General features: G+C 58.7%; 23 protein-coding genes. 14 read left to right on the forward strand and 9 right to left on the reverse strand.

Going from position 1 to position 23,121, the window contains the following annotated elements; genetic code table 11:
- The first annotated feature begins 5 nt into the window (after positions 1-5).
- Positions 6-1,043 (forward strand): magnesium and cobalt transport protein CorA, encoded by a 1,038-nt coding sequence (locus AB8E48_RS06485; RefSeq protein ID WP_368886165.1) that lies wholly within the window; start codon positions 6-8, stop codon positions 1,041-1,043.
- A 37-nt stretch (positions 1,044-1,080) separates the two neighbouring features.
- Here the strand turns inward: AB8E48_RS06485 and AB8E48_RS06490 are convergent, their stop codons facing one another.
- The 3 genes from AB8E48_RS06490 to AB8E48_RS06500 all read right to left on the reverse strand — a co-directional run bounded on the left by AB8E48_RS06490 (position 1,081) and on the right by AB8E48_RS06500 (position 4,452).
- The gene (locus AB8E48_RS06490) at positions 1,081-1,764 is read right to left on the reverse strand and encodes an integrase (RefSeq protein ID WP_368886166.1); all 684 of its coding nucleotides are present in this window, start codon (positions 1,762-1,764) and stop codon (positions 1,081-1,083) included.
- 272 nt (positions 1,765-2,036) lie between these two features.
- Positions 2,037-3,092, reverse strand: a complete 1,056-nt coding sequence (locus tag AB8E48_RS06495) for a FecCD family ABC transporter permease (RefSeq protein WP_368886178.1) — start codon at positions 3,090-3,092, stop codon at positions 2,037-2,039.
- Between the two features lie 34 nt (positions 3,093-3,126).
- Positions 3,127-4,452 (reverse strand): FecCD family ABC transporter permease, encoded by a 1,326-nt coding sequence (locus tag AB8E48_RS06500; protein WP_368886167.1) that lies wholly within the window; start codon positions 4,450-4,452, stop codon positions 3,127-3,129.
- A 123-nt stretch (positions 4,453-4,575) separates the two neighbouring features.
- Between AB8E48_RS06500 and AB8E48_RS06505 the strand changes: the two genes are divergently transcribed.
- The 9 genes from AB8E48_RS06505 to AB8E48_RS06545 all read left to right on the forward strand — a co-directional run bounded on the left by AB8E48_RS06505 (position 4,576) and on the right by AB8E48_RS06545 (position 14,538).
- Complete coding sequence (locus tag AB8E48_RS06505) at positions 4,576-5,601, forward strand: ABC transporter substrate-binding protein (protein WP_368886168.1); 1,026 nt, start codon at positions 4,576-4,578, stop codon at positions 5,599-5,601.
- A gap of 294 nt (positions 5,602-5,895) precedes the next feature.
- Positions 5,896-6,807, forward strand: a complete 912-nt coding sequence (locus AB8E48_RS06510; protein ID WP_368886169.1) for a YwqG family protein — start codon at positions 5,896-5,898, stop codon at positions 6,805-6,807.
- Positions 6,808-6,848: 41 nt separating this feature from the next.
- The gene (locus AB8E48_RS06515) at positions 6,849-7,769 is read left to right on the forward strand and encodes a YwqG family protein (protein ID WP_368886170.1); all 921 of its coding nucleotides are present in this window, start codon (positions 6,849-6,851) and stop codon (positions 7,767-7,769) included.
- Between the two features lie 359 nt (positions 7,770-8,128).
- On the forward strand, positions 8,129-9,577 hold the full coding sequence (locus AB8E48_RS06520) for a HEPN domain-containing protein (RefSeq protein WP_368886171.1): 1,449 nt from the start codon (positions 8,129-8,131) through the stop codon (positions 9,575-9,577).
- Positions 9,578-9,815: 238 nt separating this feature from the next.
- Complete coding sequence (locus AB8E48_RS06525; protein ID WP_368886172.1) at positions 9,816-11,276, forward strand: O-acetylhomoserine aminocarboxypropyltransferase/cysteine synthase family protein; 1,461 nt, start codon at positions 9,816-9,818, stop codon at positions 11,274-11,276.
- Positions 11,276-11,782 (forward strand): CoA-binding protein, encoded by a 507-nt coding sequence (locus AB8E48_RS06530; RefSeq protein ID WP_012904274.1) that lies wholly within the window; start codon positions 11,276-11,278, stop codon positions 11,780-11,782. Before AB8E48_RS06525 ends, AB8E48_RS06530 begins: the two co-directional genes overlap by 1 nt.
- A 489-nt stretch (positions 11,783-12,271) precedes the next feature.
- Positions 12,272-13,093: a transporter substrate-binding domain-containing protein gene (locus AB8E48_RS06535; protein WP_368886173.1), complete on the forward strand. Its 822-nt coding sequence runs from the start codon at positions 12,272-12,274 to the stop codon at positions 13,091-13,093.
- A 28-nt stretch (positions 13,094-13,121) separates the two neighbouring features.
- Entirely contained in the window at positions 13,122-13,796 is a 675-nt protein-coding gene (locus AB8E48_RS06540; RefSeq protein WP_368867226.1) for an amino acid ABC transporter permease, read from the forward strand.
- The gene (locus AB8E48_RS06545; protein WP_368867225.1) at positions 13,789-14,538 is read left to right on the forward strand and encodes an amino acid ABC transporter ATP-binding protein; all 750 of its coding nucleotides are present in this window, start codon (positions 13,789-13,791) and stop codon (positions 14,536-14,538) included. The genes AB8E48_RS06540 and AB8E48_RS06545 overlap by 8 nt, the downstream gene beginning before the upstream one ends.
- 90 nt (positions 14,539-14,628) lie before the next feature.
- Here the strand turns inward: AB8E48_RS06545 and AB8E48_RS06550 are convergent, their stop codons facing one another.
- Positions 14,629-15,432, reverse strand: coding sequence for a trimeric intracellular cation channel family protein (locus AB8E48_RS06550; protein WP_368867224.1), 804 nt, complete (start codon positions 15,430-15,432; stop codon positions 14,629-14,631).
- A 520-nt stretch (positions 15,433-15,952) separates the two neighbouring features.
- On the opposite strand from AB8E48_RS06550, the gene AB8E48_RS06555 reads away from it, so the two are divergent.
- Complete coding sequence (locus tag AB8E48_RS06555) at positions 15,953-16,588, forward strand: L-alanine-DL-glutamate epimerase (RefSeq protein WP_368886174.1); 636 nt, start codon at positions 15,953-15,955, stop codon at positions 16,586-16,588.
- A 136-nt stretch (positions 16,589-16,724) separates the two neighbouring features.
- Here the strand turns inward: AB8E48_RS06555 and AB8E48_RS06560 are convergent, their stop codons facing one another.
- The 3 genes from AB8E48_RS06560 to AB8E48_RS06570 all read right to left on the reverse strand — a co-directional run bounded on the left by AB8E48_RS06560 (position 16,725) and on the right by AB8E48_RS06570 (position 18,427).
- Positions 16,725-17,150 (reverse strand): GNAT family N-acetyltransferase, encoded by a 426-nt coding sequence (locus tag AB8E48_RS06560; RefSeq protein ID WP_368886175.1) that lies wholly within the window; start codon positions 17,148-17,150, stop codon positions 16,725-16,727.
- A gap of 161 nt (positions 17,151-17,311) precedes the next feature.
- On the reverse strand, positions 17,312-17,842 hold the full coding sequence (locus AB8E48_RS06565) for a carboxymuconolactone decarboxylase family protein (protein WP_049343570.1): 531 nt from the start codon (positions 17,840-17,842) through the stop codon (positions 17,312-17,314).
- Between the two features lie 3 nt (positions 17,843-17,845).
- A complete protein-coding gene (locus tag AB8E48_RS06570; RefSeq protein WP_005509190.1) occupies positions 17,846-18,427 on the reverse strand; it encodes a peroxiredoxin in 582 nt (193 codons plus the stop codon).
- Positions 18,428-18,653: 226 nt separating this feature from the next.
- On the opposite strand from AB8E48_RS06570, the gene AB8E48_RS06575 reads away from it, so the two are divergent.
- Positions 18,654-19,286 (forward strand): GNAT family N-acetyltransferase, encoded by a 633-nt coding sequence (locus tag AB8E48_RS06575; RefSeq protein ID WP_368886176.1) that lies wholly within the window; start codon positions 18,654-18,656, stop codon positions 19,284-19,286.
- 36 nt (positions 19,287-19,322) lie between these two features.
- On the opposite strand, the gene AB8E48_RS06580 is transcribed toward AB8E48_RS06575, so the two are convergent.
- Positions 19,323-19,640: an acylphosphatase gene (locus tag AB8E48_RS06580; RefSeq protein ID WP_049334014.1), complete on the reverse strand. Its 318-nt coding sequence runs from the start codon at positions 19,638-19,640 to the stop codon at positions 19,323-19,325.
- 291 nt (positions 19,641-19,931) lie between these two features.
- On the opposite strand from AB8E48_RS06580, the gene AB8E48_RS06585 reads away from it, so the two are divergent.
- Together AB8E48_RS06585 and AB8E48_RS06590 are read left to right on the forward strand one after the other, a co-directional pair.
- Positions 19,932-21,515, forward strand: coding sequence for a DHA2 family efflux MFS transporter permease subunit (locus tag AB8E48_RS06585; protein WP_368886177.1), 1,584 nt, complete (start codon positions 19,932-19,934; stop codon positions 21,513-21,515).
- Positions 21,516-21,870: 355 nt separating this feature from the next.
- Positions 21,871-22,254, forward strand: coding sequence for a hypothetical protein (locus AB8E48_RS06590; RefSeq protein WP_049338271.1), 384 nt, complete (start codon positions 21,871-21,873; stop codon positions 22,252-22,254).
- 146 nt (positions 22,255-22,400) lie between these two features.
- On the opposite strand, the gene AB8E48_RS06595 is transcribed toward AB8E48_RS06590, so the two are convergent.
- Positions 22,401-23,009, reverse strand: a complete 609-nt coding sequence (locus tag AB8E48_RS06595) for a DUF1269 domain-containing protein (RefSeq protein WP_044150839.1) — start codon at positions 23,007-23,009, stop codon at positions 22,401-22,403.
- Positions 23,010-23,121: the final 112 nt, after the last annotated feature.

The following is a 23,121-nucleotide window of genomic DNA, read 5'->3' on the forward strand; positions in this document are numbered from 1 at the left end:
CAACGATGACCTACATTACCGGAGCCATCTACCCCAGCGGCGACCGCATCCGCGTGGGCGCGCCCGAAGAAGAAACCCTCAACGCCTACAAATCACCCGACACCGCTGTAGCCCTCGGATACGCCAACACCGGCATCCACGAACTGCACGGCCTGCAAGAAACCTTCGACCTGCACGAACTCGCCATCGAAGACGCCGGACGAGGCCACCAGCGCGCCAAACTAGAACGATACGGCGACTCCCTCTTCACCGTCATCCGCCCCGCCGTCTACCTCGATAAAGAAGAAGAAGTGCGCCTCAGCGAACTGCACCTCTTCACCGGCCCCCGCTACACCCTCGCCCTCGTCCGCGACGAACAGCGCAGCAACCGCAGCATCAACGACCAGTTCAACCTGCTCTACGCCACCCCCGACGCATCCCCCGCCCGGCTGCTGCACCGCATCCTTGACAGCACCGTCGACGGGTACGCACCCGTGCTCGACGGCCTCGAAAACGACAGCGACGAGATCGAAGACATCCTCTTCTCCACCAACGAGCGGCGAGACGCCAACTCCCTCGCACAGCGCATCTACGAGCTGCTCAACCAGGTTATTGACTTCCAGCGTGCCTGCCGTCCCCTCGAATCCATGATCGGTCGCATCATCGAGGGGATGCGCACCGGCGCGCTCGACCCTTCACCCTACCCGGGCGCATCCGGCGAAGAAAAGAACGAAGAAGCGGTCGAGCTCGCCCGGCAATTCCGCAACGTACTCGACCACGTAACCCAAACAAAAGAACGCCTCGAAGACCTTCGCAGCTCCCTCGAAAACGCCCTGCGCGTGCACGACACCCTGCTCGGTCAGCAGCAGAACGACGACACCAAGAAAATCTCCGCCTACGCGGCGCTGCTCATGGTGCCCACCATCGTTGGCTCCGTGTACGGCATGAACTTTGAGGTCATGCCCGAACTCAAATGGGAGTTCGGCTACCCCGCCGCGTTGCTGCTCATGGTGGGTTCCTGCCTGCTCCTCTACTGGTTCTTCAAGAAGAATAAATGGCTCTGATATGCGCGTATGCCGCATAAGGCATACACGATATACCTTATGCGGCGCGGTCGTACTGGGCGCGCATTGCACGGCGGCAATCACGGCGCTCACGCTTGAACTTCTTACATACAGCCTCCGAATCGGCGAACATGTAGAAGTCCTCCGGCTCAGCCGACAGACCCAAAGTCGACAGCTCAACCAGCGACAGCATCGCGTAGAACATCTCGCGGCGTAGCTCAAAATTGCACGCACCCGGAGCGGACTCCACCGCGAACACGCCGCCGGTGCACTCCAGCGCGCGCATCGCCCAGTGCTGAGTCCACAGGTCACCATTGACCGGGCTCACACCCAGGCGGGTCAGTGCCAGGCCGGTACCCTGCACACGCTCAAAGCGCAGGCACATCTCCAAGTCCTTCTCCAGGGGGAACACGAACAGCAGCGCGTTCTGCGCCGCCGCACGCAGCTCAGCCAGGTTCGCCTCGTAACCGGAAGCACCCTGAGTCAGCTGACGCATCACACGACCCATAGTCGAAGACACCGGAGCGGTGCGGAAGCACGAACCGTCAGCCACCAGCTGCTCCAGAACGCCGCGGAGCTCCTCCACGTTAAAACGCTCCATACGGACGATGGTGCCCGCCTGCATCAGCAGGTTGAACTCTGCATCACGGCACAGTTGCTCATCGGCGGTGCAGGAAATCTCTGCGTTTGCGTACTGGCTCTCGTGAGTGGTGTTTTCCATGACCGTTCCTTCCGTAGATGCTGAATCAACCTGTCGGCGACACCTCAGGAGGCGGTGTGCCAGGTCGGAAGGATCGTCCCTTCCAACACCTACACTCTATGAGCGACCCCTGACACGATAAGCAGTTTTTAATCTACCCCGGGGTAAAACTGGGAAAAATCTGAAAAAATCTGAAACCACCCGCGAAACCCCGTGAAACTCCGCGAAACGCAGAAAACCGGGTGCTCCCAGTAGGGAACACCCGGTCACTTACACCGAATGAGGCAGCAGATTTAGCGCTGACGGTACAGCAGCCACAGCATGTACACGCCACCCAGCGCGCCCGTCACCAGGCCCACCGGAATCTGGAACGGCGCCAACGCACGAGCCGACACAAAATCAGCCAGCACCAAAATCACCGAACCCAGCAACGCCGAATGCCACATCGCCGTACCCGGAGTATTCCACAGGCGACGCGCAATCTGGGGGGCGACCAGCGCCAAGAAACCAATCGGACCCGCAACAGAAATCGCCACAGCCACCAGAAGCACAGCAGCCGCCACCAGCGTGTTCACGGTCTTCTTTACCGGCAGACCCAAACCCGCCGCCAAATCGTCGCCAAGCTCCAGGACGCGCAGGCGGCGCGTCAGCATCAGCACCAGCGGAATAGCCACCAGCAGCAGCACTGCCTGCACCGACATCTGATTCCATGAGAGAGCATTCAGCGAACCGTGCTGCCAGGTCTTCGCCGCCTCCGCCTTCTCCAAATCACCGCGCGTAATCAGGTAATCATTCACGGAACTGAGCATCGCACTCACCGCAATACCAATCAGCACCATCTTCTGACCCATCGTTGCGCCACCGCGCGCACCCGCCAGAAGCATCACCACAGTCGCCGTCGCAAAACCGCCAATAATAGCGCCCATGCCCATACCCACGCCGGTAGAACTCACCGACCCGATTAGCACCACCGACAGGGCACCGGTCGCCGAACCCACCGTGAAACCGATAATATCCGGCGAACCCAGAGCATTACGCGAAACCGACTGAAAAATAGCGCCCGACAAGCCCAAAGCTGCACCCACCACCACGGCGGCAAGCATACGCGGCAGGCGCTGATTCAGCACCAGCTGCCGCTCAATCTCCGTGCCCTCGCCGTTAAAGATGATGCGGAACACCTGCTCCGGGCTCATCTGATAACTACCAAACACTAGGGAGGCGACCGCCGCCACCACAAGCACCGCCACCACCAGCAGGGTACGCGGAATAGGGGTGCGGTAACGCCCGGGAATACGCACAGGCCCGGTGGCAATAGACCCAGCAACAGACCCGGCAACAGAACGAGACATAACGCTCACAATAAAACCTCTCAGAAACCGGGACCTACGAACCAGACGCGCCAGATGAACCAGCCGAGCCAGCCGCGCCAGCCGAGCCGCGCACAACAGGGCGGTGAGCATGATGCGCTCCGTGCTCCGACACGTGAGCCGGACCCGCCTCATCGTGCGCCTGCGCCTTCGCGCCCATGCGGCTCTTCTTCGCACCGCGCGCACCGGTACTCAACCGCAGCACCAGAACCATCAGCACCGGGGCACCAATAAAGGCGGTCACAATACCCACCTCAAGCTCACTCGGCATGACCAGTACGCGACCCAAAATATCGGAGGCAAGCACCAACACCGGGCCGTACACCAGCGACAGCGGCAGCACGCGCGCAATATCGGAACCCACCAGCAGACGCACCACATGCGGCACGACCAGACCCACAAAACCAATCGGGCCCGCAATCGCAGTCGCCGCACCACACAGCGCCATAATCGCAATGATCGTCGCACCACGAACCATCGTCACCGGCACACCCAGGCCGGCCGCCGCATCCTCACCGAGCGCCAGGGCACGCAGGGGACCAATCAGCATGAACGACAGCACCAGGCCTACCGCCACAAACGGCAGTGCAGAGAGCACCTGCTCGAAGGTGCGGTTCTCCAGCGAACCCACCACCCAGAAACGGTGCGAATCAAAAGCCTTGGAATTAAACATCGTGATAATGCCGGTGATAGTGCCCAGGCAGGCATTCACCGCCACACCCGTAAGCACCAGACGCGCCGTTGAATCCAGGTTCGGCTTAGAATCCACCAGACCCATGACGAACACCAGCGCCGCCGCCAGACCCGAACCGGCCAGTGCCAACCACAGCTGAACGAACGGAGACGACACCCCAAAAACACCCACGCCCACCACCACGGAGGCGGCAGCACCCGAGTTCACACCCAACAGGCCCGGCTCAGCTAGCGGGTTGCGGCTCAGCGCCTGCATGAGCACACCCGACACCGCTAATGCGGCACCAACCAGCAGCGCCGCGGCGGTACGCGGGGCACGCTTCGCCCAAATCAGTTTCGATTCGATGGTGTTCGCCTCCGGGTGGAGGAAACCGTCAATCGAGCGGTCCAGGGCGAACATGCGCGAACCCACCGCAAACGACAGGGCGCACAGCAGTACCAGCAGAACGCCGCCAATGATGAGCGCAACCGCCAGACGGGAGATGGACTTGCCGCCCTTGCCGCCCGAGGACGCGCCAGATACGGCGTCCGAAGAAGCGGAGAGGGCACGAATTTTCGCCAGGGAAGCAGCGCTGACAGCAGGTCCTTCGCTAGCGGCAGGTCCTTGGTTGGCGGCGGGTCCGGAAGAGGTGGTGGTCTGTGGGGTCATATGCCTTGGAGGTGGTGGGGGAGCGGTGTGCTCCCGAGCGGACGGAAGGTGCTTAACGTATCAATAGATGAATATTAAGTATCGCATATGCATATATGAGGCTATCCTAATAAAATGGCAAATATGACGAACAAGATCACCCGCCGCTCCTTCGGCGCACTCGCACTCGGTTCCTTCGGCGCCCTTGCCCTGGCGGCTTGCGGCTCCTCCAACACTTCCGGCTCTTCCTCCTCTTCCGCGTCTGCTTCTGCGACCGGTAAGAAGGTTGCACCCTCCGCACTGCCCTCCGGCATGGGCACCACCACCGTTGACGGTGAGTTCCCCCGCACCGTGAAGCACTTCCGCGGTGAAACCACCATCCAGTCCGCACCCTCCAAGGTCGTTATTCTCTCCACCGGTCAGCTCGACGGCGTGCTCTCCTTGGGCATCGTGCCCGTCGGTGCAGCAACCGCTGGCGATGCCGACCTGGTCCCCGCATACCTGAAGACCAAGTTCTCCGATAAGTCCGCAGAGCTCGACAAGATCGCCAAGGTCGGCAAGCGCACCGACCCTGACCTGGAAGCCATCGCGAACCTCAAGCCCGACCTGATCCTCATCAACAACACCAACAAGAAGGACGAGGTGTACGAGTCCCTCGCCAAGATCGCGCCGACCGTGGTCACCGAGGGCACCGGCATCAACTGGAAGCAGGACTTCCTGCTGATTGCCGCCGCGCTGGGCACCACCGAGAAGGCTGAGAAGCTCATGGAGGAGTACAACGCCAAGGCAAAGTCGGTTGGTCAGAAGGCTGGTAGCGAGAAGACCTTCTCCTTCCTGTACGCTTCCGCTGACCGCACCCGCATCTTCGCGAAGTCCTCGTTCTCCGGCTCCATCTGCGTGGATGCATCCCTGGCACGCCCCGCAGCGGCGCAGGTTGAGAAGACCTCCGTGGACCTGAGCGCTGAGCAGCTTGACCAGGCTGATGCCGACTACCTGTTCTACGGTGTGCAGGGTGGCGACGAGTCCAAGCTGACCAAGGAAGCCCTGTGGAGCACCCTCAAGGCTGTCACCGAGAAGCACGCGCACAGCGTGGATGCCGATATGTTCTTCCTGAACGCCGGCCCGGCTGCTGCCTTCGGTATTCTGGAGACCATCGAGAAGGCGCTCTAAGCCTTTCTAACCTCCGGTAGAGATTCGTTTTTGCTGGAAGCCCCGTCTTCTTACCCCCGCACGCATAGTGTGCGAGGGCGAGGAGGTGGGGCTTTCTGCACGCTCTGCACCGGCGTTTTTGTCCGCCGGATGCACGGGTGACCTGCACTCGTGACCGAAACCGGTGCGCGCCCGCCCAAAATAGGGTCTAATGGGGGTAGAAGGCGCCGCGGTACCGTTGCCTCGCGCCTTCACACCGAACCTTTCACACCGAACCTTTCACACCGATTAATTCACCGACGAAACGAGCACGCAATGCCGAAGAACAAGCCCTCCGAAGAGACCCTGGCGCAGGCCCGCCGCGTCATCGACGCGCTCAACGAGCGTGGCGCCCGCAAGCAGGCGATTCGCCTGAAGGTAAGCCATCCCGACGTGCCTCTGCCGCAGACCGCCTCCAAGTTTGGTGGCCGCCCGTACCTGCCCGTAGGGGAGTCCGCGCCGACCAATGAGAAGGGCGAACCGCTGGGTATGCTTGCGCAGATTAACTGCGCTGACCTGCCCGAAAACGACATCTACCCCGCGACCGGTATGCTGCAGTTCTGGATTGACCCGAACGACGAAGAGTGCTTGTGGGGTTACGACTATGAGAACCCGCTCTCGCAGAAGAATCACCGTGTTGTCTACTACGAGACGCTGGATGAACCGAACCCGGATGTGCAGTTCCCGGTTCCATTCCCGACCATCGACTGGGGTGATTACGGCTGGCCTCTGGGACCTGAGGGCATGGATGTTTCTGAGGCAACCACCGAGTACGCACTTACCTTCGAGCCTTGGGAGCAGGGCTTCCTGGATGGCGGCTTCGAGATCTACGACCAGTTCGCTGACGCCTGGGACGAGATGTACCCGGACCAGAAGCTGCCCGAAGAACCGAACGCACGCGGCGACGCCTCCTACAACCTGCTGGAACCCTTCGAATCGGAGGAGCGGGACTACTCGCATATCGGCGGCTACCCTTCGTTCGTACAAGAGGACCCGCGCGACGAGTTCGAGGAGCTGCGCGGCCACACCGTGAACCTGCTGACCATCGAGTCGGAGTGGGGCGAGGACGCCGAGGAAGGCGTGTACGTGATGTGGGGTGACGCTGGCGCGGCGAACTGGCTGATTACTCCGGAGGCGCTTGCCGCCCGCGACTTCTCGCAGGTCGTCTTTGAGTGGGCTTGCGGCTAGGCACCGTACTACTTTCACATCATCAATGAGGAGATTCTAAGATGCTCGACAACAAACCGTTCAAGGACATCGAAAAGCAGGTGAAGCACGTTATCGACCTGCTCAACCAGGAGGGCGCCCGCAAGAAGGCTATCGCCCTGAAGCCTTTCGTGCCCGATGTGCCGCTACCGCAGACTGCCTCCAAGTTTGGTGGCCGCCCGTACCTGCCCGCCGGCGAGTCTGCACCGACTAATGAGGCGGGCGAACCGCTGGGTATGATTGCGCAGATTAACTGCGCTGACCTGCCCGAGAATGACCTTTTCCCGAGCACGGGCATGGTGCAGTTCTGGATTAACCCGAACGATGACGAATGCATGTGGGGTTACGACTACGAGAACCCGCTCTCGCAGAAGAACCACCGCGTTATCTACTACGAGACCCTGGGTGATCCGAACCCGGAGGCACCGTTCCCGAACGTGGATTGGGACGAGGGTGGCTGGCCTATCGGCGGTTTCGACTGTGAGAGCGGCCCGCTTGAGATTGAGTACGGCGTGACTTTTGAGGTGCGTGAGCAGGGTGTAACCGCCTCCGGCTACGACTACTACGACGTTTTCGGTGCGAAGTGGGATGAAACCTACCCGGAGGAGAAGCTACCCGAGGCGCACGAGAACCCGTACAAGAACCAGCCGCGCCGCGAGGCCATCTACGAGCTGACGGAGCCTTTCGAATCGGATGAAGAGTACTCCCACATGGGCGGATACCCGTACTTCGTGCAGAATGACCCGCGCGATGAGTTTGAGGAGCTGCGCGGCCACACGGTGAACCTGCTGACCATTGTCTCCGAGTCGGAGAATGAGGAGAACGAAGATGAGGAGATTGAGATTATGTGGGGTGACGCTGGTTCTGGAAACTGGCTGATTACTCCGGAGGCGCTTGCCGCCCGCGATTTCTCGCAGGTCGTCTTTGAGTGGGCTTGCGGCTAAGAATTAGCGGTACAACTTTATGCAGGAGTGTTGTGAATTTATTCTTCGCAACGTCATAACAACATCATGACAAGTCTTGTCATGATGCTGTTATGATCCTGCGATGATGTTGTTATGATGCGGTATCTTCATCGCTCTATGGCTTCTGAAAACCCCAGAAATACAGGCTAAAACCGGATATTTTTATTGGTCTCATTGACCGTACATCATAACAATCGTCATAACAACTTCTGTTATGACGATTGTTATGACGGCTGATATGACCCGGCTTGGAATAGATAATTCTTGCATAAAAATTCTATATGTAATATATGTAATTTCGTTAGTTATTAATCTTCTTTAGAAAGGGGAGGTTGCAAATGTCTGATAATACTCTTGAGGTTGGCCAGGTTAGAGTGGGGTGGTTATACCCCGGTAAGGTAGAAGAAGGGAAGGGAATCCCGGCTACTCTAGTGCGCGATGGACATCGAGTCCAGGCGCTTATTCCAGTGGAAGGCTGGCGCTCTTCAAATCCTGCAGCTCGTTGGGGGACTGAAGGGATTGTCTTTGATGATGACCCAGAGCGAACAGAATATCAGTATGAAGTTCCTGGAAATATGTATTTTATTGATAATCATGGCATGGTTCTCCTAATTGGATGTAGGGATTCTGGGTTCAAAAAGAAATTCATATCAGTCTTTCAGAGTCTTGGTGGGATTCTGCAGAAGATTTCGGTGGAGGCGGCAGTTTTTTCTTCCCGCGCGTATAATACGAATTCTTTTAATGGGTATCGGACGGAAATTGAAAACCTCTCGCAGTGGTTTCAGATGAATACTATAAAAACGCGACCTGTATGCGAGCAAGTGGATGGCTTGTATCGTGTGAAGTCGGTTGAGACAAAAGCTTCATCCGCTGGTGAGATTTTAATTGATGAGTCGAGGGGACTGAAATTTAAATCCGACTTTACAGTTGTTCCTAATAGCTCTTCAACTAAAGTTGTGTATGAATCTCACGATGTTCTAGAGTCGTACCGTGATGAAATCATTCCGTTTACTAAAGGTATGAAAGAGCATGATGCTATTAGAGACTTACTGATGATTTCTTCATGGAGTGTTCATAAGTTTGTCTCGATTGCAGTCTCTCGTGATAACGACAGGGGAGACTCGGATGCTATCGCGTGGAGGAATGTTATTTCAGAGCGGTGGGAGACGACTAAAAATATTGATGTTGATAATAAAGAATTTATATTCACATACAATGACATTGAACCTGATGGGGTCAGAAAGTGGCTTGAGATTTCTGAAAAATATCCTCGTGCACTAAATCCGATTCTGTCTACTATTAGGTGGGAGAGTGGGACAGTTGAAAATGAACTCTTCAACCTATGTTCAGGTGTTGAAGCACTTGGGCGATATATTGCTCGAGATTACCCTGAAAAATCATTTGAAGACGGTGGTAGAGCTTATCTTAAAGATGCTTTGCAGAATATTATTAATCAGATTCCTAAAGGAATTTTACCCTACGTTAAGAAGGGTGAGGGGGGTCGGGAAGGGAAAGTGGTTTATTTCCTTCCAGAGTGGGCTGATAAAATCAATAATTCCTATAATTCCGTGAAGCACTACGGAGATGAAGAAATTAATTATGACGATGTTCTTGAATCAATTGAAATGTTGAAGATTATTATTATCTCATGGGTTGGGGCGCAGCTAGGTGCTAATCCTAAAACTTTAAGGAATCGTCTAATTAGTAAGCAACGTCGATATGAAAAGTATCTTCCTAATCTCACTAGAGGGGGGTATAAGAAAGAGGCTACTAAGAAATCAGAGTAACGTACAGCTGTAGAGGGGCTGAAGTGCACAACTTTAGCCCCTCCTTTACTCATCTCTGTCACTGAACCCCATGCATCAACCCCGCAGCCCCACCAAAAATCCGCCCGTCATAATCCGCAATAAACGACACATAGGTACCCGCACTTGGTGCACCCCGCCGCCGGTGGCACAGTATAAAGTCGAGCCACTATCGACTCCCCGCCCATCCCCGGCGGGCAGATACACCAGGAGCAAACCAATGGCTGAACACACTTTCGGCTTCCGAACCCGCGCACTGCACGCGGGCGGTACCCCCGACGCTGAGCACGGTGCCCGCGCGGTCCCCATCTACCAGACTTCCTCCTTCGTCTTCAAGGACGCTGACGACGCCGCGAACCTCTTCTCCCTGCAGAAGTACGGCAACATCTACTCGCGCCTGTCTAACCCCACCGTCGCCGCACTGGAGGAGCGCATCGCCTCCCTCGAAGGCGGTATCGGTGCGGTTGCGACCGCATCCGGCATGGCTGCCGAGTTCATCACCTTCGCGGCGCTCTGCCAGCAGGGCGACCACATTGTTGCCTCCTCGCAGCTGTACGGCGGCACCGTCACCCAGCTGGACGTGTCCCTGCGCCGCTTCGGCATTGAGACCACTTTCGTGCCCGGCACCGACCCCGCCGACTACAAGGCGGCACTGACCGAGAACACCAAGGCGATCTACACCGAGATCGTGGCGAACCCCTCCGGTGAGGTTGCCGACCTGGAAGGCCTCGCAGAGGTCGCGCACGAGGCGGGTATCCCCCTGGTCGTGGACGCAACCCTGTCCACCCCCTACCTGATTCGCCCCATCGAGCACGGCGCGGACATCGTCATTCACTCGGTCACCAAGTTCCTGGGCGGTCACGGCACCACCCTCGGCGGTATTGTCGTCGAGTCCGGTCGTTTCAACTGGGGTAACGGCAACTTCCCGTCCATGACTGAGCCGGTTCCCTCCTACAATGGCGTGTCCTGGTGGGGTAACTTCGGTGAGTTCGGTTTCCTGACCAAGCTGCGTTCTGAGCAGCTGCGTGACTTCGGTCCGTCGCTGAGCCCGCAGTCTGCGTTCAACCTGCTGCAGGGTGTTGAGACCCTGCCGCAGCGCATGGACGCGCACCTGGCGAACGCTAAGCAGGTCGTGAACTGGCTGGTTGAGGACGAGCGTATCGCCTACGTGAACTACGCCGGCCTGGAAGACCACCCGCACCACGAGCGTGCGAAGAAGCTGCTGCCGCTGGGTGTCGGTTCCGTGTTCTCCTTCGGTGTGAAGGCAACCGAGAAGGCTTCGGGCCGTCTGGTTGGTGGCGAGTTCATTGGTGCGCTGCAGCTGGCAAGCCACCTGGCGAACATTGGTGACGCCCGCACCCTGGTTCTGCACCCGGGTTCGACCACGCACCAGCAGCTGACCGCTGAGCAGCTGAAGGCTGGCGGTGTCGGTGAGGACCTGATCCGTATTTCGGTGGGTCTGGAAGACGTTGAAGACATCATTTGGGACCTGGACCAGGCGCTGACCTACGCGACCGGCCTGAGCCACGCCGGTGAGCGTGTGGGCGAGTCCAGCGCAGACAAGATTGTGGAGGCTGAGGAGGCGGTTGCCGCCGCTAAGGCCGCCGAGGACGCCGCCGCCGCTGAGGCTGCTGCTGGCGCATCCTGCTCCCTGCCTACTACCACTCAGGAGGAGAAGTAATGACTGAGAAGCGTACCTGGGTGGGTCCTTCCGCCCCTGAGCGTCTGAACATTCTGCGTAATACCCGCACGATTGCGATTGTGGGTATGAGCGATAAGATTTCGCGTGCCTCCTACTTTGTGGCAACGTACCTGCAGTCGGCGTCGCCGTACAAGCTGTACTTTGTGAACCCGATTCTGGCGGCGAAGGGCAAGCTTGTGCTGGGTCAGCCGGTATACCCGTCGCTACAGGACCTGCCGGAGGTCCCGGACCTGGTGGAGATTTTCCGCCGTAATGAGGACCTGCCGGGCGTGGTTCAGGAGGCTGTGGACCTGGGCGCGAAGACCGTCTGGATGCAGCTGGGCTCCTGGAACGAGGAGGCCGCCGCAATCGGTGAGGCCGCCGGCCTGAACGTGGTGATGGATAAGTGCGTGAAGATTGAGCACGCGCGTTTCCACGGTGGCCTGCACCTGGCTGGTTTCAACACGGGCGTGATTTCTTCGAAGCGTCAGGTGCTGTCCAAGTAGCGGCCTGCTAAGCCGCGGCTGTGGCTTGTAATTACAAAAATCAGGCGCTTGTAAGCGTTTGAGCGGAAAGGGGCGTACCCGGGGTAATTCCCGGGCACGCCCCTCCTGCTATGCCCTATGTAGTGCCCGGCAGGGCATCCGGCAGGGTGTCCGGCGCGTTTTGGGCGGGATTGAGGGCGCAATATCACCCCTTGTGGAGGGCGGTTCAGCTTTAAGGTAAACCTACCCTTACGCTTTCGCACCGTAAGCCGGTATCCTAGTGTGGAGCCCGGCGGCCGGCACACAGCACACACGCGTACCGACCGCCGGGTTTTCCTCTCTCGCAGATTGTGACGGAATGTTACGTTGAATTCTTTCCGACCGGGAATAGCTGTACGATAGCCAGCGTTGCACCCGCAGAGAGGGGCACACCGCATGATGCCCCGGGTTACCTCAGGGTGACAACCCGCAACTACAAGAGCATCAACCACCACACGAAAGAAGAACAATATGTCCGCAATGATTAACCGCCGCACCGTCCTCGCAGGCTCCGCATTCACCGGCCTGGCTGCACTGCTCGCAGCGTGCGGCTCGTCCAGCAGCAGCACTTCCGCATCCAGCACCAATAAGCTGGAGGCTATCAAGTCTGCCGGCAAGATTCGTGTGGGCCTGGAGGGCACCTACCGCCCCTTCTCCTTCCACGACTCGAACGGCACCCTGGTCGGTTTCGAGAAGGAAATCGCCGACCTGGTCGCTAAGGACCTGGGCGTCACCGCAGAATTTGTTGAGACCCCCTGGGATTCGCTGATTGCTGGCGTGGACGCTGACCGCTACGACATCGTCATCAACAACGTGTCTGCAACCGACGAGCGTAAGCAGAAGTACGACTTCTCCGTACCCTACCTGTACTCCGAGCCGAAGGTTGCCGTGAAGAAGGATTCTTCCCTGCAGAACGTGAGCGAGATTTCCGGTCACTCCTCGGCGCAGTCTGAGACTTCGAACTTCCGCAAGATGGTGGAGGCGAAGGGCGCCTCGATCGTGGTTGTTTCCGGTTTCGATGAGGCTATCGAGCAGGTCCTCTCGGGCCGTGCAGAGATGACCGCGAACGACTCCGTTTCCTTCGCTGAGTACTTCAAGGAGCACCCGGATGCTAACCTGCGCCTGCTCTCCGGCGACCTGGGCACCGGCAGCAACTCCTCCATCCTGATGGCTAAGGGTCAGGACGCCCTGCGTAACGCTATCGACGAGTCGCTGAAGAAGCACCTGGGCAACGGCGACATCAAGGCGATTTACGAAAAGTACGTGGGCGAAGACCTCTCCCCGAAGAACTAACACTCTTATAAGGAGCTGAGTTCCGCGCATGGAACGCTACCTCAACCTCTGGGCAGAATCACTGCCGCAGCTGCTGGCCTCAACGGTGGCAGTGACCATTCCGCTATCGCTCATCTCCTTCGTGCTGGCGTTGCTGGTGGGCATCGTGTCCGCCGGCGCGCGCACGAGCCGCTTTGCGCCGGTGAACTGGCTGGCGTGGCTGTACATTTGGGTTTTCCGTGGCACCCCGCTGCTGGTTCAGCTGTTCATTGTCTTCTACGGCCTGCCGAAGGTCGGTATCGCCCTGGACGTGTGGAGCGCCGCAATTATCACGATGAGCCTGCACACGGGCGCGTACGTGGCGGAGACTTTCCGTTCCGCGGTGGCTGCTATTCCGCGCGGCCAGTTTGAGGCGGCGGCAACCCTAAACTTCACCCGCATGCAGACCCTGCGCCACGTGGTCATCCCGCAGGCGGTGCGTATTGCGCTGCCGAACCTGGGCAACAACTTCATCGATCTGATCAAGGGCACCTCGCTGGTGTCGGTCATTTCGATGGTTGACCTGTTCCAGACCGGTAAACAGATTGCGTCGCGTACCTTCGAGCCGCTGGCAATGTACTCCGAGGTCGCCATCATCTACCTGGTGATTTTCACTCTGCTGACCGCCGCGCAGTCCGCGCTGGAGAAGTACAGCAACCGTTACGTGAGGAGCAACAATGCTTAGCGTTGATTCCCTGTCGAAGAGCTTCGGCGAGACGCAGGTGCTCAAGAACATCAGCCTGGACATCCCCGACGGTGAGACCACGGTGATTCTGGGCCCGTCCGGTAGCGGCAAGTCGACTCTGCTGCGTTGCCTGAACCTGCTGGAAACCCCGCAGACCGGCACACTCACCATTGACGACGCGCAGGTGGATTACAGCCAGAAGCTCACCGACGCGCAGGTGCGTGATATTCGCTCCCGTTCGGCGATGGTGTTCCAGCAGTTCAACCTGTTCCCGAACTACACGGCGTTGAAGAACGTGGCGCTCGCCCCGACCCTCAACGGCACCCTGAGTGCTCAGCAGGCGCAGGAGCGTGCCCGCGAGCTGCTGGCGAAGGTGGGTCTTGCCGATAAGGTGGATTCCTACCCGGATGCCCTTTCGGGTGGTCAGCAGCAGCGTGTGGCGATTGCCCGCGCGCTGGCGTTGGAACCCTCCTACCTGCTCTTTGATGAGCCGACGAGCGCCCTGGACCCCGAGCTGGAGGCAGAGGTAATCCGCGTGCTCATGCAGCTGGCGAAGGAGGGCCGCTCCCTGGTCATCGTGACGCACAATATGGCGTTCGCGAAGAAGGTCGCGGACCGTATCGTGTTCTTGGAGAACGGTACCCTGCGCTATAACGGCGAGCCGACCGGTTTCTTCGCTTCGGACGATGAGCGTATCCGCAAGTTCTTGACGGTGTACGACAGCACCGAGTACACCATCTAGTCGGCACTGCAACAGAGCCTATAACAGAAGGATGGGCCGGTTTCCCCTGGGGAGTTTCCCTGGGGAGACCGGCCCATCCTTCTATTGCGTCTAATCCTTCTTGGGTTTCGCCTGGGACTTCGCGCGGCGGTACTCGTCCAGCTGCTCGGGGCTGATCACCTGCAGCTGGTCGGTGAGCGGCTCACCCGGTGACCAGCCCTCGTTGTGCACCGCGCTCTCCTCACGGTTGAAGAACGTGAGAATGCGCGGGCGGTGCACCCGCAGACCACCCGGGGTGGTGGGCAGCTGCCAATTCTTCGTGTGGGAGAGCACGCCCAACACCAGGCACAGGATGATGGACAGCGCCATCGCCAGGTTCGGGCGGTGGAACAGGCCGGTTACAAGAGCGGTTTCTGCGGCACCGAATAGGGCGACGGTCGCGTACAGGGAGTTACCGCCAAAAATCGCGGGAATACGGTTGACCATGATGTCACGAATCAGGCCGCCACCCACTGCGGTGGTGATACCCAGTGCGATAGCCGGCAGCCAGTGCAGACCCAGGTTCAGGGACTTGATGGTGCCGGTTGCCGCCCAACATCCCATGCCCACGAAGTCCACGACGAGTAGCGTGCGGGTTGCCCAGCGGGCACTCAAGTCGATGCTGTACGCCAGGATGGACGAACCGATCGCACCGATCCAGTAGCCGCCGTCCGTAAGCGCCACGGGCAGGCCCGAGTTCAGCAGCACGTCACGAATCATGCCGCCGCCCATACCGCAGGCAATAGCGAGCAGCAGGAAGCCCACAATGTCGAATCGGAAAGCGCGCGCCACAGCACCGCCGAGCAGGCCGTTAGCAACAACGGCGGCAATGTCGACGATGCGGAATACCTGATCCGGGTCAAAGAGCTCGTGCATGGGCGTTCTCCTGCGTGTGTGCGTATGTGCGTCTGCGTTTGGGCGCCCGCGAGGGGGCACCTGAGGGGGTATCGGAGTGCCTGTGGGGGAGGGGCGCACGGGGTCGGGTGACGACGTTATCACCGCATCCGGCTCTGTTGGCCTGTGCTCGCACCTGAATTGGCACCGATTCATTGTAGACCCGCCGCCGCTCCTGCTCCTATTTGAAAGGTGCTCATGACGAGCTCTGAGACGGAACTAAGAAGCTTGTGGGCGCGCTAAAAGGTAGGCGTAGAATGAGTGAATCTCCACCCTCAATGCTGTCATGATTGTTTTTGCGCTGGGTTCTTTCCAGCGCGGTAGAGGTATTATTTCTTCGCTGCTGCTGGCGTTGAGCCCCCTGAATGCGGTGGAGTCCATAGCGGTCATGATGTTCGCCGGCGCGGCGCTGTCGGCGCTTATGATGTGGTTGCCTTCGCGCAGCCGGAACGCTCGCTAAGCTGGAGCTAGACGAAATCTGCGTAAGGTGAAAGGAGCCGCCGTGGCGGTATCGCGCGACGAAGTTTTCGGGGGCCTGCAGGGGGTTATACCCCATCTGGAGGAGGCGCTTCCCGGCTGGTCGGTGCGCCCCAACATTACGGGGACCGGCGCGGTGGGGCTCTATCTGGACGGCCCCAATCTGCCCCTGGCAGGCGTGAACGTCGAGGGTGAGCCGGTCGCGCGGCACCTGTGCGGTACGATTCAGACCGCCGACCGCGGCCTGCCGCAGGAACTCGGGCAGGTGCGCTACCAGTACATCCTGGGCGTGAGTGTGGCCGAGCACGAGAGCGAGTACCCCGAGCCGGCCGACCTGGCGAGCGAGGGGGAGCCGAGCTGGGTTCCCGCGCTGAGGGCCCTGGAATCCCTGGTTGAGGCTGAGGGTAAAGAGGCACTGTTCATCAGCCGCGGCGGGTACGTGCCCGGTCGCCGCGCCCTGGGTAAGCGTCGCGTGGCGCTGCGTCGAGAGCTCTTCCCCGGTAAGCCCTGGCTGGGTTTGGGCACGATTGACTGGTGCGCGGGCGTGCGCTCGACCCCGGTGTACGCCGAGGACTTGGCGTCTCTGGTTGCCGCGGTAACGGGTCTGGCGAGTAGCTGGGATGCCGCCCTGCGTACTGTCTCTGCGGACAGCCAAAAGTAGTTAAAACAAAGCGGCGCATCCGACCCGTGATGGGTGGATGCGCCGCTTGGTCAAGCTCTAACGCTTAGTGGGTTTAGCTCAGTGCCCCAGCCAGCTTGAACGAGTCAATCCGTATCAAGCCGCATGCGATATTGCCTTATCGATAGCATGCAAGGGTGATGCAGCCTGCTACCTCTACGGGGGCGTAACCGTAGCGTTTGTAGAGCGCAATGGCGTGCTCACTAGCGGTGTCGGTAGTAATGAGTCGCTGTCGAATGTCTTCTCGGTCAAAGTCATCAATGACACGCTTTAGAAGCGCAGAACCAACGCCCTGACGCTGGGCGTGCGGATGCACCAGAAGGTCCTGAATGTAGGCGATAGATTGACCGTCTCCGACGGCGCGTACTAGCCCGATGAGCCGTCCCGTTCCTTCAGGCGTTGTCTCTCGTGCGGTGTATAGATACCGCGACCCTTCCAGCATCGGGATGAGGCGTTCGGGCGTTTTGGTATAGGCGCTCCAGCCGACAGAATCGTAAAGCTCGGTAAGTTCTTCCACGCTGGGAAGGGGGCTGGTGGAGTCCAAAATACAGTACCGCATACAGGCATTGTATAGCGCCAAATCAGGGGAGTTAGGAAGCTGCCGCACAACACGTTGCAGGGCTTGACGCGCACATAAAAGCGGCGCATCCGACCCGAAAAGGGAAGGGTGCGCCGCTTCTGTGTAAGCTCTAACGCTTAGTGGGTTTAGCCCAGTGCCTCAGCCAGCTGAATGCCCTGTGCCACGCCACCGAGGGTTGCAGCAATACGGATCAGGTCGTTGACCTGCTCCTTGGTTGCGCCCTCTTCACGCAGGGTGTGCTCGTGAGCCTCAACGCAGTGGGAGCAGCCGTTGACTGCGGACACTGCCAGAGCGAACATCTCGAAGTCCAGCTTCTCAATGCCACCGTTCTTACCGATGATCTGCATACGCAGGTTTGCACGCTGGTCATCGTATGCACCGTTCAGGAAGCCACGGGTGCGGTAGAAGATGTTGTTCATGCCCATGATGGATGCAGCACCCAGAGCAGCCTCGTAAGCGGTGTCGCTCAGGTGCTCCTTAGCCTCTGCAGCAATCTCAACAACAACAGAGTCAACCTTGGTTGCTGCTGCGGTTGCGAGGATTGCGCCCCAGAGCTGCTGCTCGGTGAGGGAGGTGATGCGGGGCAGGGAGGACAGGTTGAGGTTCATGTCCTTCGCGTAGGAAGGCAGAGCCGAACGCAGGTTATCGATGCTCATGGATTACTTCATCTCCTTGAATGCGTCGATGGTTGCTGCACCCTTCTTCCAGTTGCATGCGCACAGCTCGTCGGACTGCAGTGCGTCCAGCTGGCGGAGCACCTCGTCGGTGTTACGGCCGACGGAGTCAGCGGTAATAGAGACCGACTGGATGGTGTTGTGGGGGTCGATGATGAAGGTTGCGCGGTCTGCAACGCCGTCCTTGTTCAGGATGCCCAGTGCTGCGGTCAGTTCGCGCTTGAGGTCGGATGCCATGACGATGGGCAGGTCCACGAGCTCTTCGTGGGAGCGGCGCCATGCGTAGTGGGTGTACTCGTTGTCAACGGAAACACCGATCACCTGGGTGTCGCGTGCCTCGAACTCGTCAGCGAGCTTGCCGAATGCAGCAATCTCGGTGGGGCAAACGAAGGTGAAGTCCTTCGGCCAGAAGAAGACGACGCGCCAGGTGTCTTCGTCCAGACCCTCGGAGGAGACGGTGGTGAAGTAGTCTTCGGGCTTGGTTGCTTCGATGTCAGCCAGCTTACCGGGGACAACGCCGGTGAGCTCGTATGCGGGGAACTGGTCGCCGATGGTCAGAACTGCCATAGTGTTCTTCTTTCTGCTTCGTGCCGCGCGGATTCGTTGCGCGGCGCTTGTTCTAAGTGGTGCCCATTGGGCGGGCTCGATAACTATTTTATTATGAATAATTCATAATAATCAAGTGATGACGCATTAAAACAGAAGTGTTTAACTATGATTTGCATCACCGAGCATTCTAGGATGCTCACAAAAGCTTTTCCGGCGTACAAACCTGAGGGTTTAAGCTCGAATCATGACCCCCGAACACAGTAACTTCTCAGAACACAGTGAATATGTAGAGCCCAGCCAGCCCGAACTCATTACCGAACGCCTCACCCTGCGCCACCTGCGCGAGGCGGATATCCCCGACATCGTAGAAGCCTGCCGCGACCCGCAAATGATTCGCTACACCCGCGTACCGCTAAACTACACGCGCGCCGACGCTGAGGACTCCCTACTCACCACCCCCCGCCAGATTGCCGCCGGGCAGATCCAACGCTGGGCGATTGACGCCTCCGGTGTGTTCGCGGGGAGTATCGAGCTGCGCCTACCTGGCGGAACCCCCGAAAGCCCCGGACCCCGCGCCGAACTAGGCTATTACACCGCCCCGAAGGCGCGCGGCAAGGGGTATATGACCGAGGCGCTGCGAGCCGTCCTTGGCTACGCTTTCGACCCGCTCGGGCTGGGTCTCGAGACTGTCCGCTGGACCGCCCTGGCGGGTAACGAGACCTCCGAACGTGTGGCGGTTAAAGCGGGTTTCACCGGCATCTACGACGATATTGACCCGAACTCCGGCCGCCCCGACGAGAACGGTCACCCGGTGCAGCATCGGGTGCGCCGCGCCGATATGACTCGCGCGCAATTTGCGGCGCTCTGGTCTGACTAGCTCTGGGCTAGCTAAACCGCGCTACTTTAGTCCGCGCTACCTGATGCCGAAGCCGCGGAACGAGCCGGACGGCTCCTCCCACTCGACGAGCACCTCATCCACGCGGCCCGCGGTGTCGCCGCCGCGCAGAATATCTACCAGGCGAGCGCAGGAGACGGCGGTACCTTCCGCAACGACTTTCACGCGCCCGTCGTCGAGGTTTTCGGCGTAGCCGGTCAGCCCCATGGGCTTGGCGGTTCCGGCGCACCACCAGCGGAAGCCCACGCCCTGCACTTTGCCGCTGACGAAAGCGACGAGGCGGATTTCGGCGGGCTCTGCCGGGGTTCGGTCGGTAAAGAAGTCAAAGAAACCCATGGGTCCTCCCGGGGTCGTCTTATTGGGGTGGTCAGATGGGGCGCGCCAGCATTGGCGGCTCCCGGATTAGCTTTATAGCTTCAGTCTAGAGGGTTCAGAGTGCTTCGGGGGGCATCAGGGCGCCTGTTGCCCGGTTGCCGCGCGCACGCGCCGGTCAGCGGCTGATGAGCGCTGATTAGGGTAGAGCAACCGGAGCCGCACCCACAAGGGGAGTAAGATGGGGTGATATTTATCAGCGGCAACGCTGAACACGCAGACATCTACCCGCAACGCCCATCCACTGGAGGATCATTGAGTTCACGCCCCAAGAAAGAGCCCCTCGTCGGCAACCCGGCGAAGGCACCGTACAAGCCCTGGCCTGCTCTCTGGTCCCTGGTTGTTGGCTTCTTCATGATTCTGGTGGACGGCAATATTGTCACCATCGCCCTGCCGCATATGCTGCAGGATTTGGATGCGTCGCTGTCGGCGGGCATGTGGGTGACGAGCGCCTACCTGCTGGCGTATGCGGTGCCGCTGCTCATTACCGGCCGTATGGGTGACCGCTTCGGTCAGAAGAACCTGTACATGATCGGTATGGCTATTTTTACTGCCGCTTCCCTGTGGTGCGGTCTGGCGCCGAACGTTGAGTCGCTGATTACTGCCCGCGTGGTGCAGGGCCTGGGTGCATCGCTGATGACCCCGCAGACCATGTCTCTGATTACGCTGATGTTCCCGCCGAATGCGCGCGGTGTTGCGATGAGTATTTGGGGTGCGACTGCGGGTGTCGCCTCGCTGGTTGGTCCGATTCTGGGTGGCGTGCTGGTGGATACCCTCAGCTGGGGCTGGATTTTCTTCATCAACATTCCGGTGGGTCTGGTCGGTCTGTTCTTGGCGTGGCGTAACGTGCCGGTGTTTGAGCAGAAGAAGCACAGCTTCGACTGGCTGGGCGTGGTGCTTTCGGCGGTCGGCCTGTTCCTGCTGGTCTTCGGCATTCAGGAAGGCGCTAGCTACGACTGGGGCACCATGACCGATTCGTTCCTGGGTACCGGTATTGCGGTGAGCGTGTGGGGTCTGATTATTGCCGGCATTCTGGTGCTGGGCCTGTTCATTGGCTGGCAGGCTATTAACCCGCGTGAGCCGCTGGTTCCGCTGAGCCTGTTCAGTGACCGTAACTTCTCCGTGTCGAATGTGGCTATCTCCGCTATGGGTGTGGTCGCTATTAGCATGGCGTTCCCGCTGACCCTGTACCTGCAGCAGGTGGAGGGTCTGGACCCGACCCAGGCTGCACTGATGACCGCCCCGATGGCGTTGTTCTCGGGCGCATTGGCGCCGGTGGTGGGTGCGCGCCTGAACCGTAACGACCCGAAGTGGATTGCCGTGATTGGCTTTACGCTGCTGGTTATTGGTTTTGCTTTGCTCCGCCCGACGATGGTTGCGGACGGCAACCTGTGGCTGATGGTTGGTCCGATGATTATTCTGGGCGCGGCGAACTCCTGCATTTGGGGTCCGCTGTCGGTGTCTGCGACCCGTAACCTGCCGCCGCAGCGTGCCGGTGCCGGTTCGGGCGTGTATAACGAGACTCGTCAGATGGCGTCGGTGCTCGGTTCGGCTGCGATTACGACGATTATGGCTTCTGCGATTACCTCGCACCTGTCCGCGTTGGGCCCGGCTGCCGCAGCGGGCGGTAGCTCTCACGGCAGCGCTGCTGGAGGCGTGCTTCCGCAGGTCCTGCGTGAACCCTACGCGGCGGCAATGGCTGATTCCATGATGCTTCCGCTGGTCGCGGCGGCAGTGGGTGCGGTCGTGTGCCTGTTCTACGCCTCCATGAAGACCTCCGAGGCGAAGGGTGCCGCGCAGAACGCTGAGGCAGAGTCTGAGGCAGAAAACACTAAATAGAGGCTTATCAGAGCGCTTTTACGTCATAAGCGGTGCATAACTTGAGATGCGGTGCAAATACCGGGACAAACTAGATGCACTCTGTGTATGATGAGGCGGGTCACCGTCGAACAGAAGAGAACCAAGAACGGTTCCTTTGCCTCCACCGGAGGGTTCGGCAGTGACCCGCTGTCTTTTAAACGCCGTACTCACTTGCGGCACACCGGTTACATGCTGGCGGCAGCGACACACATGACCACTGAACCACGCGGTAGCCGCCTGATACTCACCATAAAACCGGACCCGTACGACCCATACCGTGCGCAACGTCAGATGATGCAACCTCCCGCGTGGTCAAGATATGAAGAGAGATCCTATGTCTTTTCTGACCTCAAATCGCGTGGTGCGTACCGCGCTCGCTTCGGCGGCACTGCTGGTGCTCGGCACTGTTGCTGCCCCCGCAGCACAGGCGTACAACCCGGACATTGATGGCGACGGCATCCCCAACACCTGGGAGATGAAGGGCTACGACGCCGACGGCGACGGCAAAATCGACGTGGACTACCCCGGCATGGGCGCCAACCCGCTGAAGAAGGACATCTTCGTCGAGATGGACTACATGCCCGGCCTGCTCGCCAGCGAGGAAGAGCTCGACCGCATCACCGAATCCTTCGCCCAGCTTCCCCTCCGCAACCCGAACGGCACCACCGGCATCAACATCCACCTGGAGAAAGAGAGATGGCTAAAATCCCCACCTTGAGTTTGGTATTTTTGCCATTGTCTTCCTTGATTTGTTCAAGATCTTGAGCCAAAATCCTCACTTCCTCTTTCTAAAATCTAGTTTTTAAAAAAAATAGGCTATCTACCAGAAGTAGATAGCCTATTTTTTATGAGATGCTTGGGTGCTTACGCTTTCAATTTGTCAAACTTTGCTTTGACATTCGCCTTGAATTCTTCAAGCTTAGCCTTGCGTTCGGCTTTACGTTCAGCCTTCATCTGTGCACGCGCCTGGTTGTAGAGGTCTTCTTGGACTTGCAGAGCTGCTTCGATTTCGGCTACGACGGTTGCTACATCCCAACGCACGATTTGGGTGTCGTACTTGGTGAAGTAAGCATCGATGACTGCTTCGTTGTCTTCTTGCACCAAGGCAACAACGGCTGTTTCACCGTTAGTCAATTTTTGAGAAACAACGTCAATCAGGCCAGCTTCTGCCGTATCAACGGTAGCACCAGCAACCAAACCATTGAGGCTACCAATACCATAACCAAACAAGACGCCGATAGGACCACCCAAAAGCCCGATAACTGCACCGAGCAAGCCACCTTTTAGGGTTGCATCCGTCGTTGAATCTTCAAAATCATAGCGTTCTTTTTCAACGATATGACCGTTTTCATTTTTGACCAGGGCGATTTGAGCAACCTTGGTCGTCTGAGTTTGGCGGAAAGCCTTCAAATCTGCAAAGGACTGATAAGCTTCGCTTTCGGTGTTAAAGACTGAAATTACTAGGTTTTCCATAGTTGGTACCTCGTTCCTAAAGACTATATATACATTGTAATACAGTTCTCTTTTTTGGGAACTACTTTTTGCGACAATTTACCTCGGCGGCAGCCGGTAGGCTGAGTCCTAA

The sequence above is a fragment of the Rothia mucilaginosa genome, assembly GCF_964211445.1.
Lineage (GTDB): Bacteria > Actinomycetota > Actinomycetes > Actinomycetales > Micrococcaceae > Rothia > Rothia mucilaginosa_E.

Coding starts and splice junctions, on each gene's coding strand:
- AB8E48_RS06485 (WP_368886165.1), top strand. CDS start 6: ATGACCTACATTACCGGAGCCATCTACCCCAGCGGCGACCGCATCCGC.
- AB8E48_RS06595 (WP_044150839.1), bottom strand. CDS start 23,009: ATGGAAAACCTAGTAATTTCAGTCTTTAACACCGAAAGCGAAGCTTAT.
- AB8E48_RS06540 (WP_368867226.1), top strand. CDS start 13,122: ATGGAACGCTACCTCAACCTCTGGGCAGAATCACTGCCGCAGCTGCTG.
- AB8E48_RS06565 (WP_049343570.1), bottom strand. CDS start 17,842: ATGAGCATCGATAACCTGCGTTCGGCTCTGCCTTCCTACGCGAAGGAC.
- AB8E48_RS06495 (WP_368886178.1), bottom strand. CDS start 3,092: ATGTCTCGTTCTGTTGCCGGGTCTGTTGCTGGGTCTATTGCCACCGGG.
- AB8E48_RS06550 (WP_368867224.1), bottom strand. CDS start 15,432: ATGCACGAGCTCTTTGACCCGGATCAGGTATTCCGCATCGTCGACATT.
- AB8E48_RS06545 (WP_368867225.1), top strand. CDS start 13,789: ATGCTTAGCGTTGATTCCCTGTCGAAGAGCTTCGGCGAGACGCAGGTG.
- AB8E48_RS06570 (WP_005509190.1), bottom strand. CDS start 18,427: ATGGCAGTTCTGACCATCGGCGACCAGTTCCCCGCATACGAGCTCACC.
- AB8E48_RS06590 (WP_049338271.1), top strand. CDS start 21,871: ATGTCTTTTCTGACCTCAAATCGCGTGGTGCGTACCGCGCTCGCTTCG.
- AB8E48_RS06520 (WP_368886171.1), top strand. CDS start 8,129: ATGTCTGATAATACTCTTGAGGTTGGCCAGGTTAGAGTGGGGTGGTTA.
- AB8E48_RS06515 (WP_368886170.1), top strand. CDS start 6,849: ATGCTCGACAACAAACCGTTCAAGGACATCGAAAAGCAGGTGAAGCAC.
- AB8E48_RS06500 (WP_368886167.1), bottom strand. CDS start 4,452: ATGACCCCACAGACCACCACCTCTTCCGGACCCGCCGCCAACCAAGGA.
- AB8E48_RS06575 (WP_368886176.1), top strand. CDS start 18,654: ATGACCCCCGAACACAGTAACTTCTCAGAACACAGTGAATATGTAGAG.
- AB8E48_RS06505 (WP_368886168.1), top strand. CDS start 4,576: ATGACGAACAAGATCACCCGCCGCTCCTTCGGCGCACTCGCACTCGGT.
- AB8E48_RS06580 (WP_049334014.1), bottom strand. CDS start 19,640: ATGGGTTTCTTTGACTTCTTTACCGACCGAACCCCGGCAGAGCCCGCC.
- AB8E48_RS06535 (WP_368886173.1), top strand. CDS start 12,272: ATGTCCGCAATGATTAACCGCCGCACCGTCCTCGCAGGCTCCGCATTC.
- AB8E48_RS06490 (WP_368886166.1), bottom strand. CDS start 1,764: ATGGAAAACACCACTCACGAGAGCCAGTACGCAAACGCAGAGATTTCC.
- AB8E48_RS06530 (WP_012904274.1), top strand. CDS start 11,276: ATGACTGAGAAGCGTACCTGGGTGGGTCCTTCCGCCCCTGAGCGTCTG.
- AB8E48_RS06510 (WP_368886169.1), top strand. CDS start 5,896: ATGCCGAAGAACAAGCCCTCCGAAGAGACCCTGGCGCAGGCCCGCCGC.
- AB8E48_RS06525 (WP_368886172.1), top strand. CDS start 9,816: ATGGCTGAACACACTTTCGGCTTCCGAACCCGCGCACTGCACGCGGGC.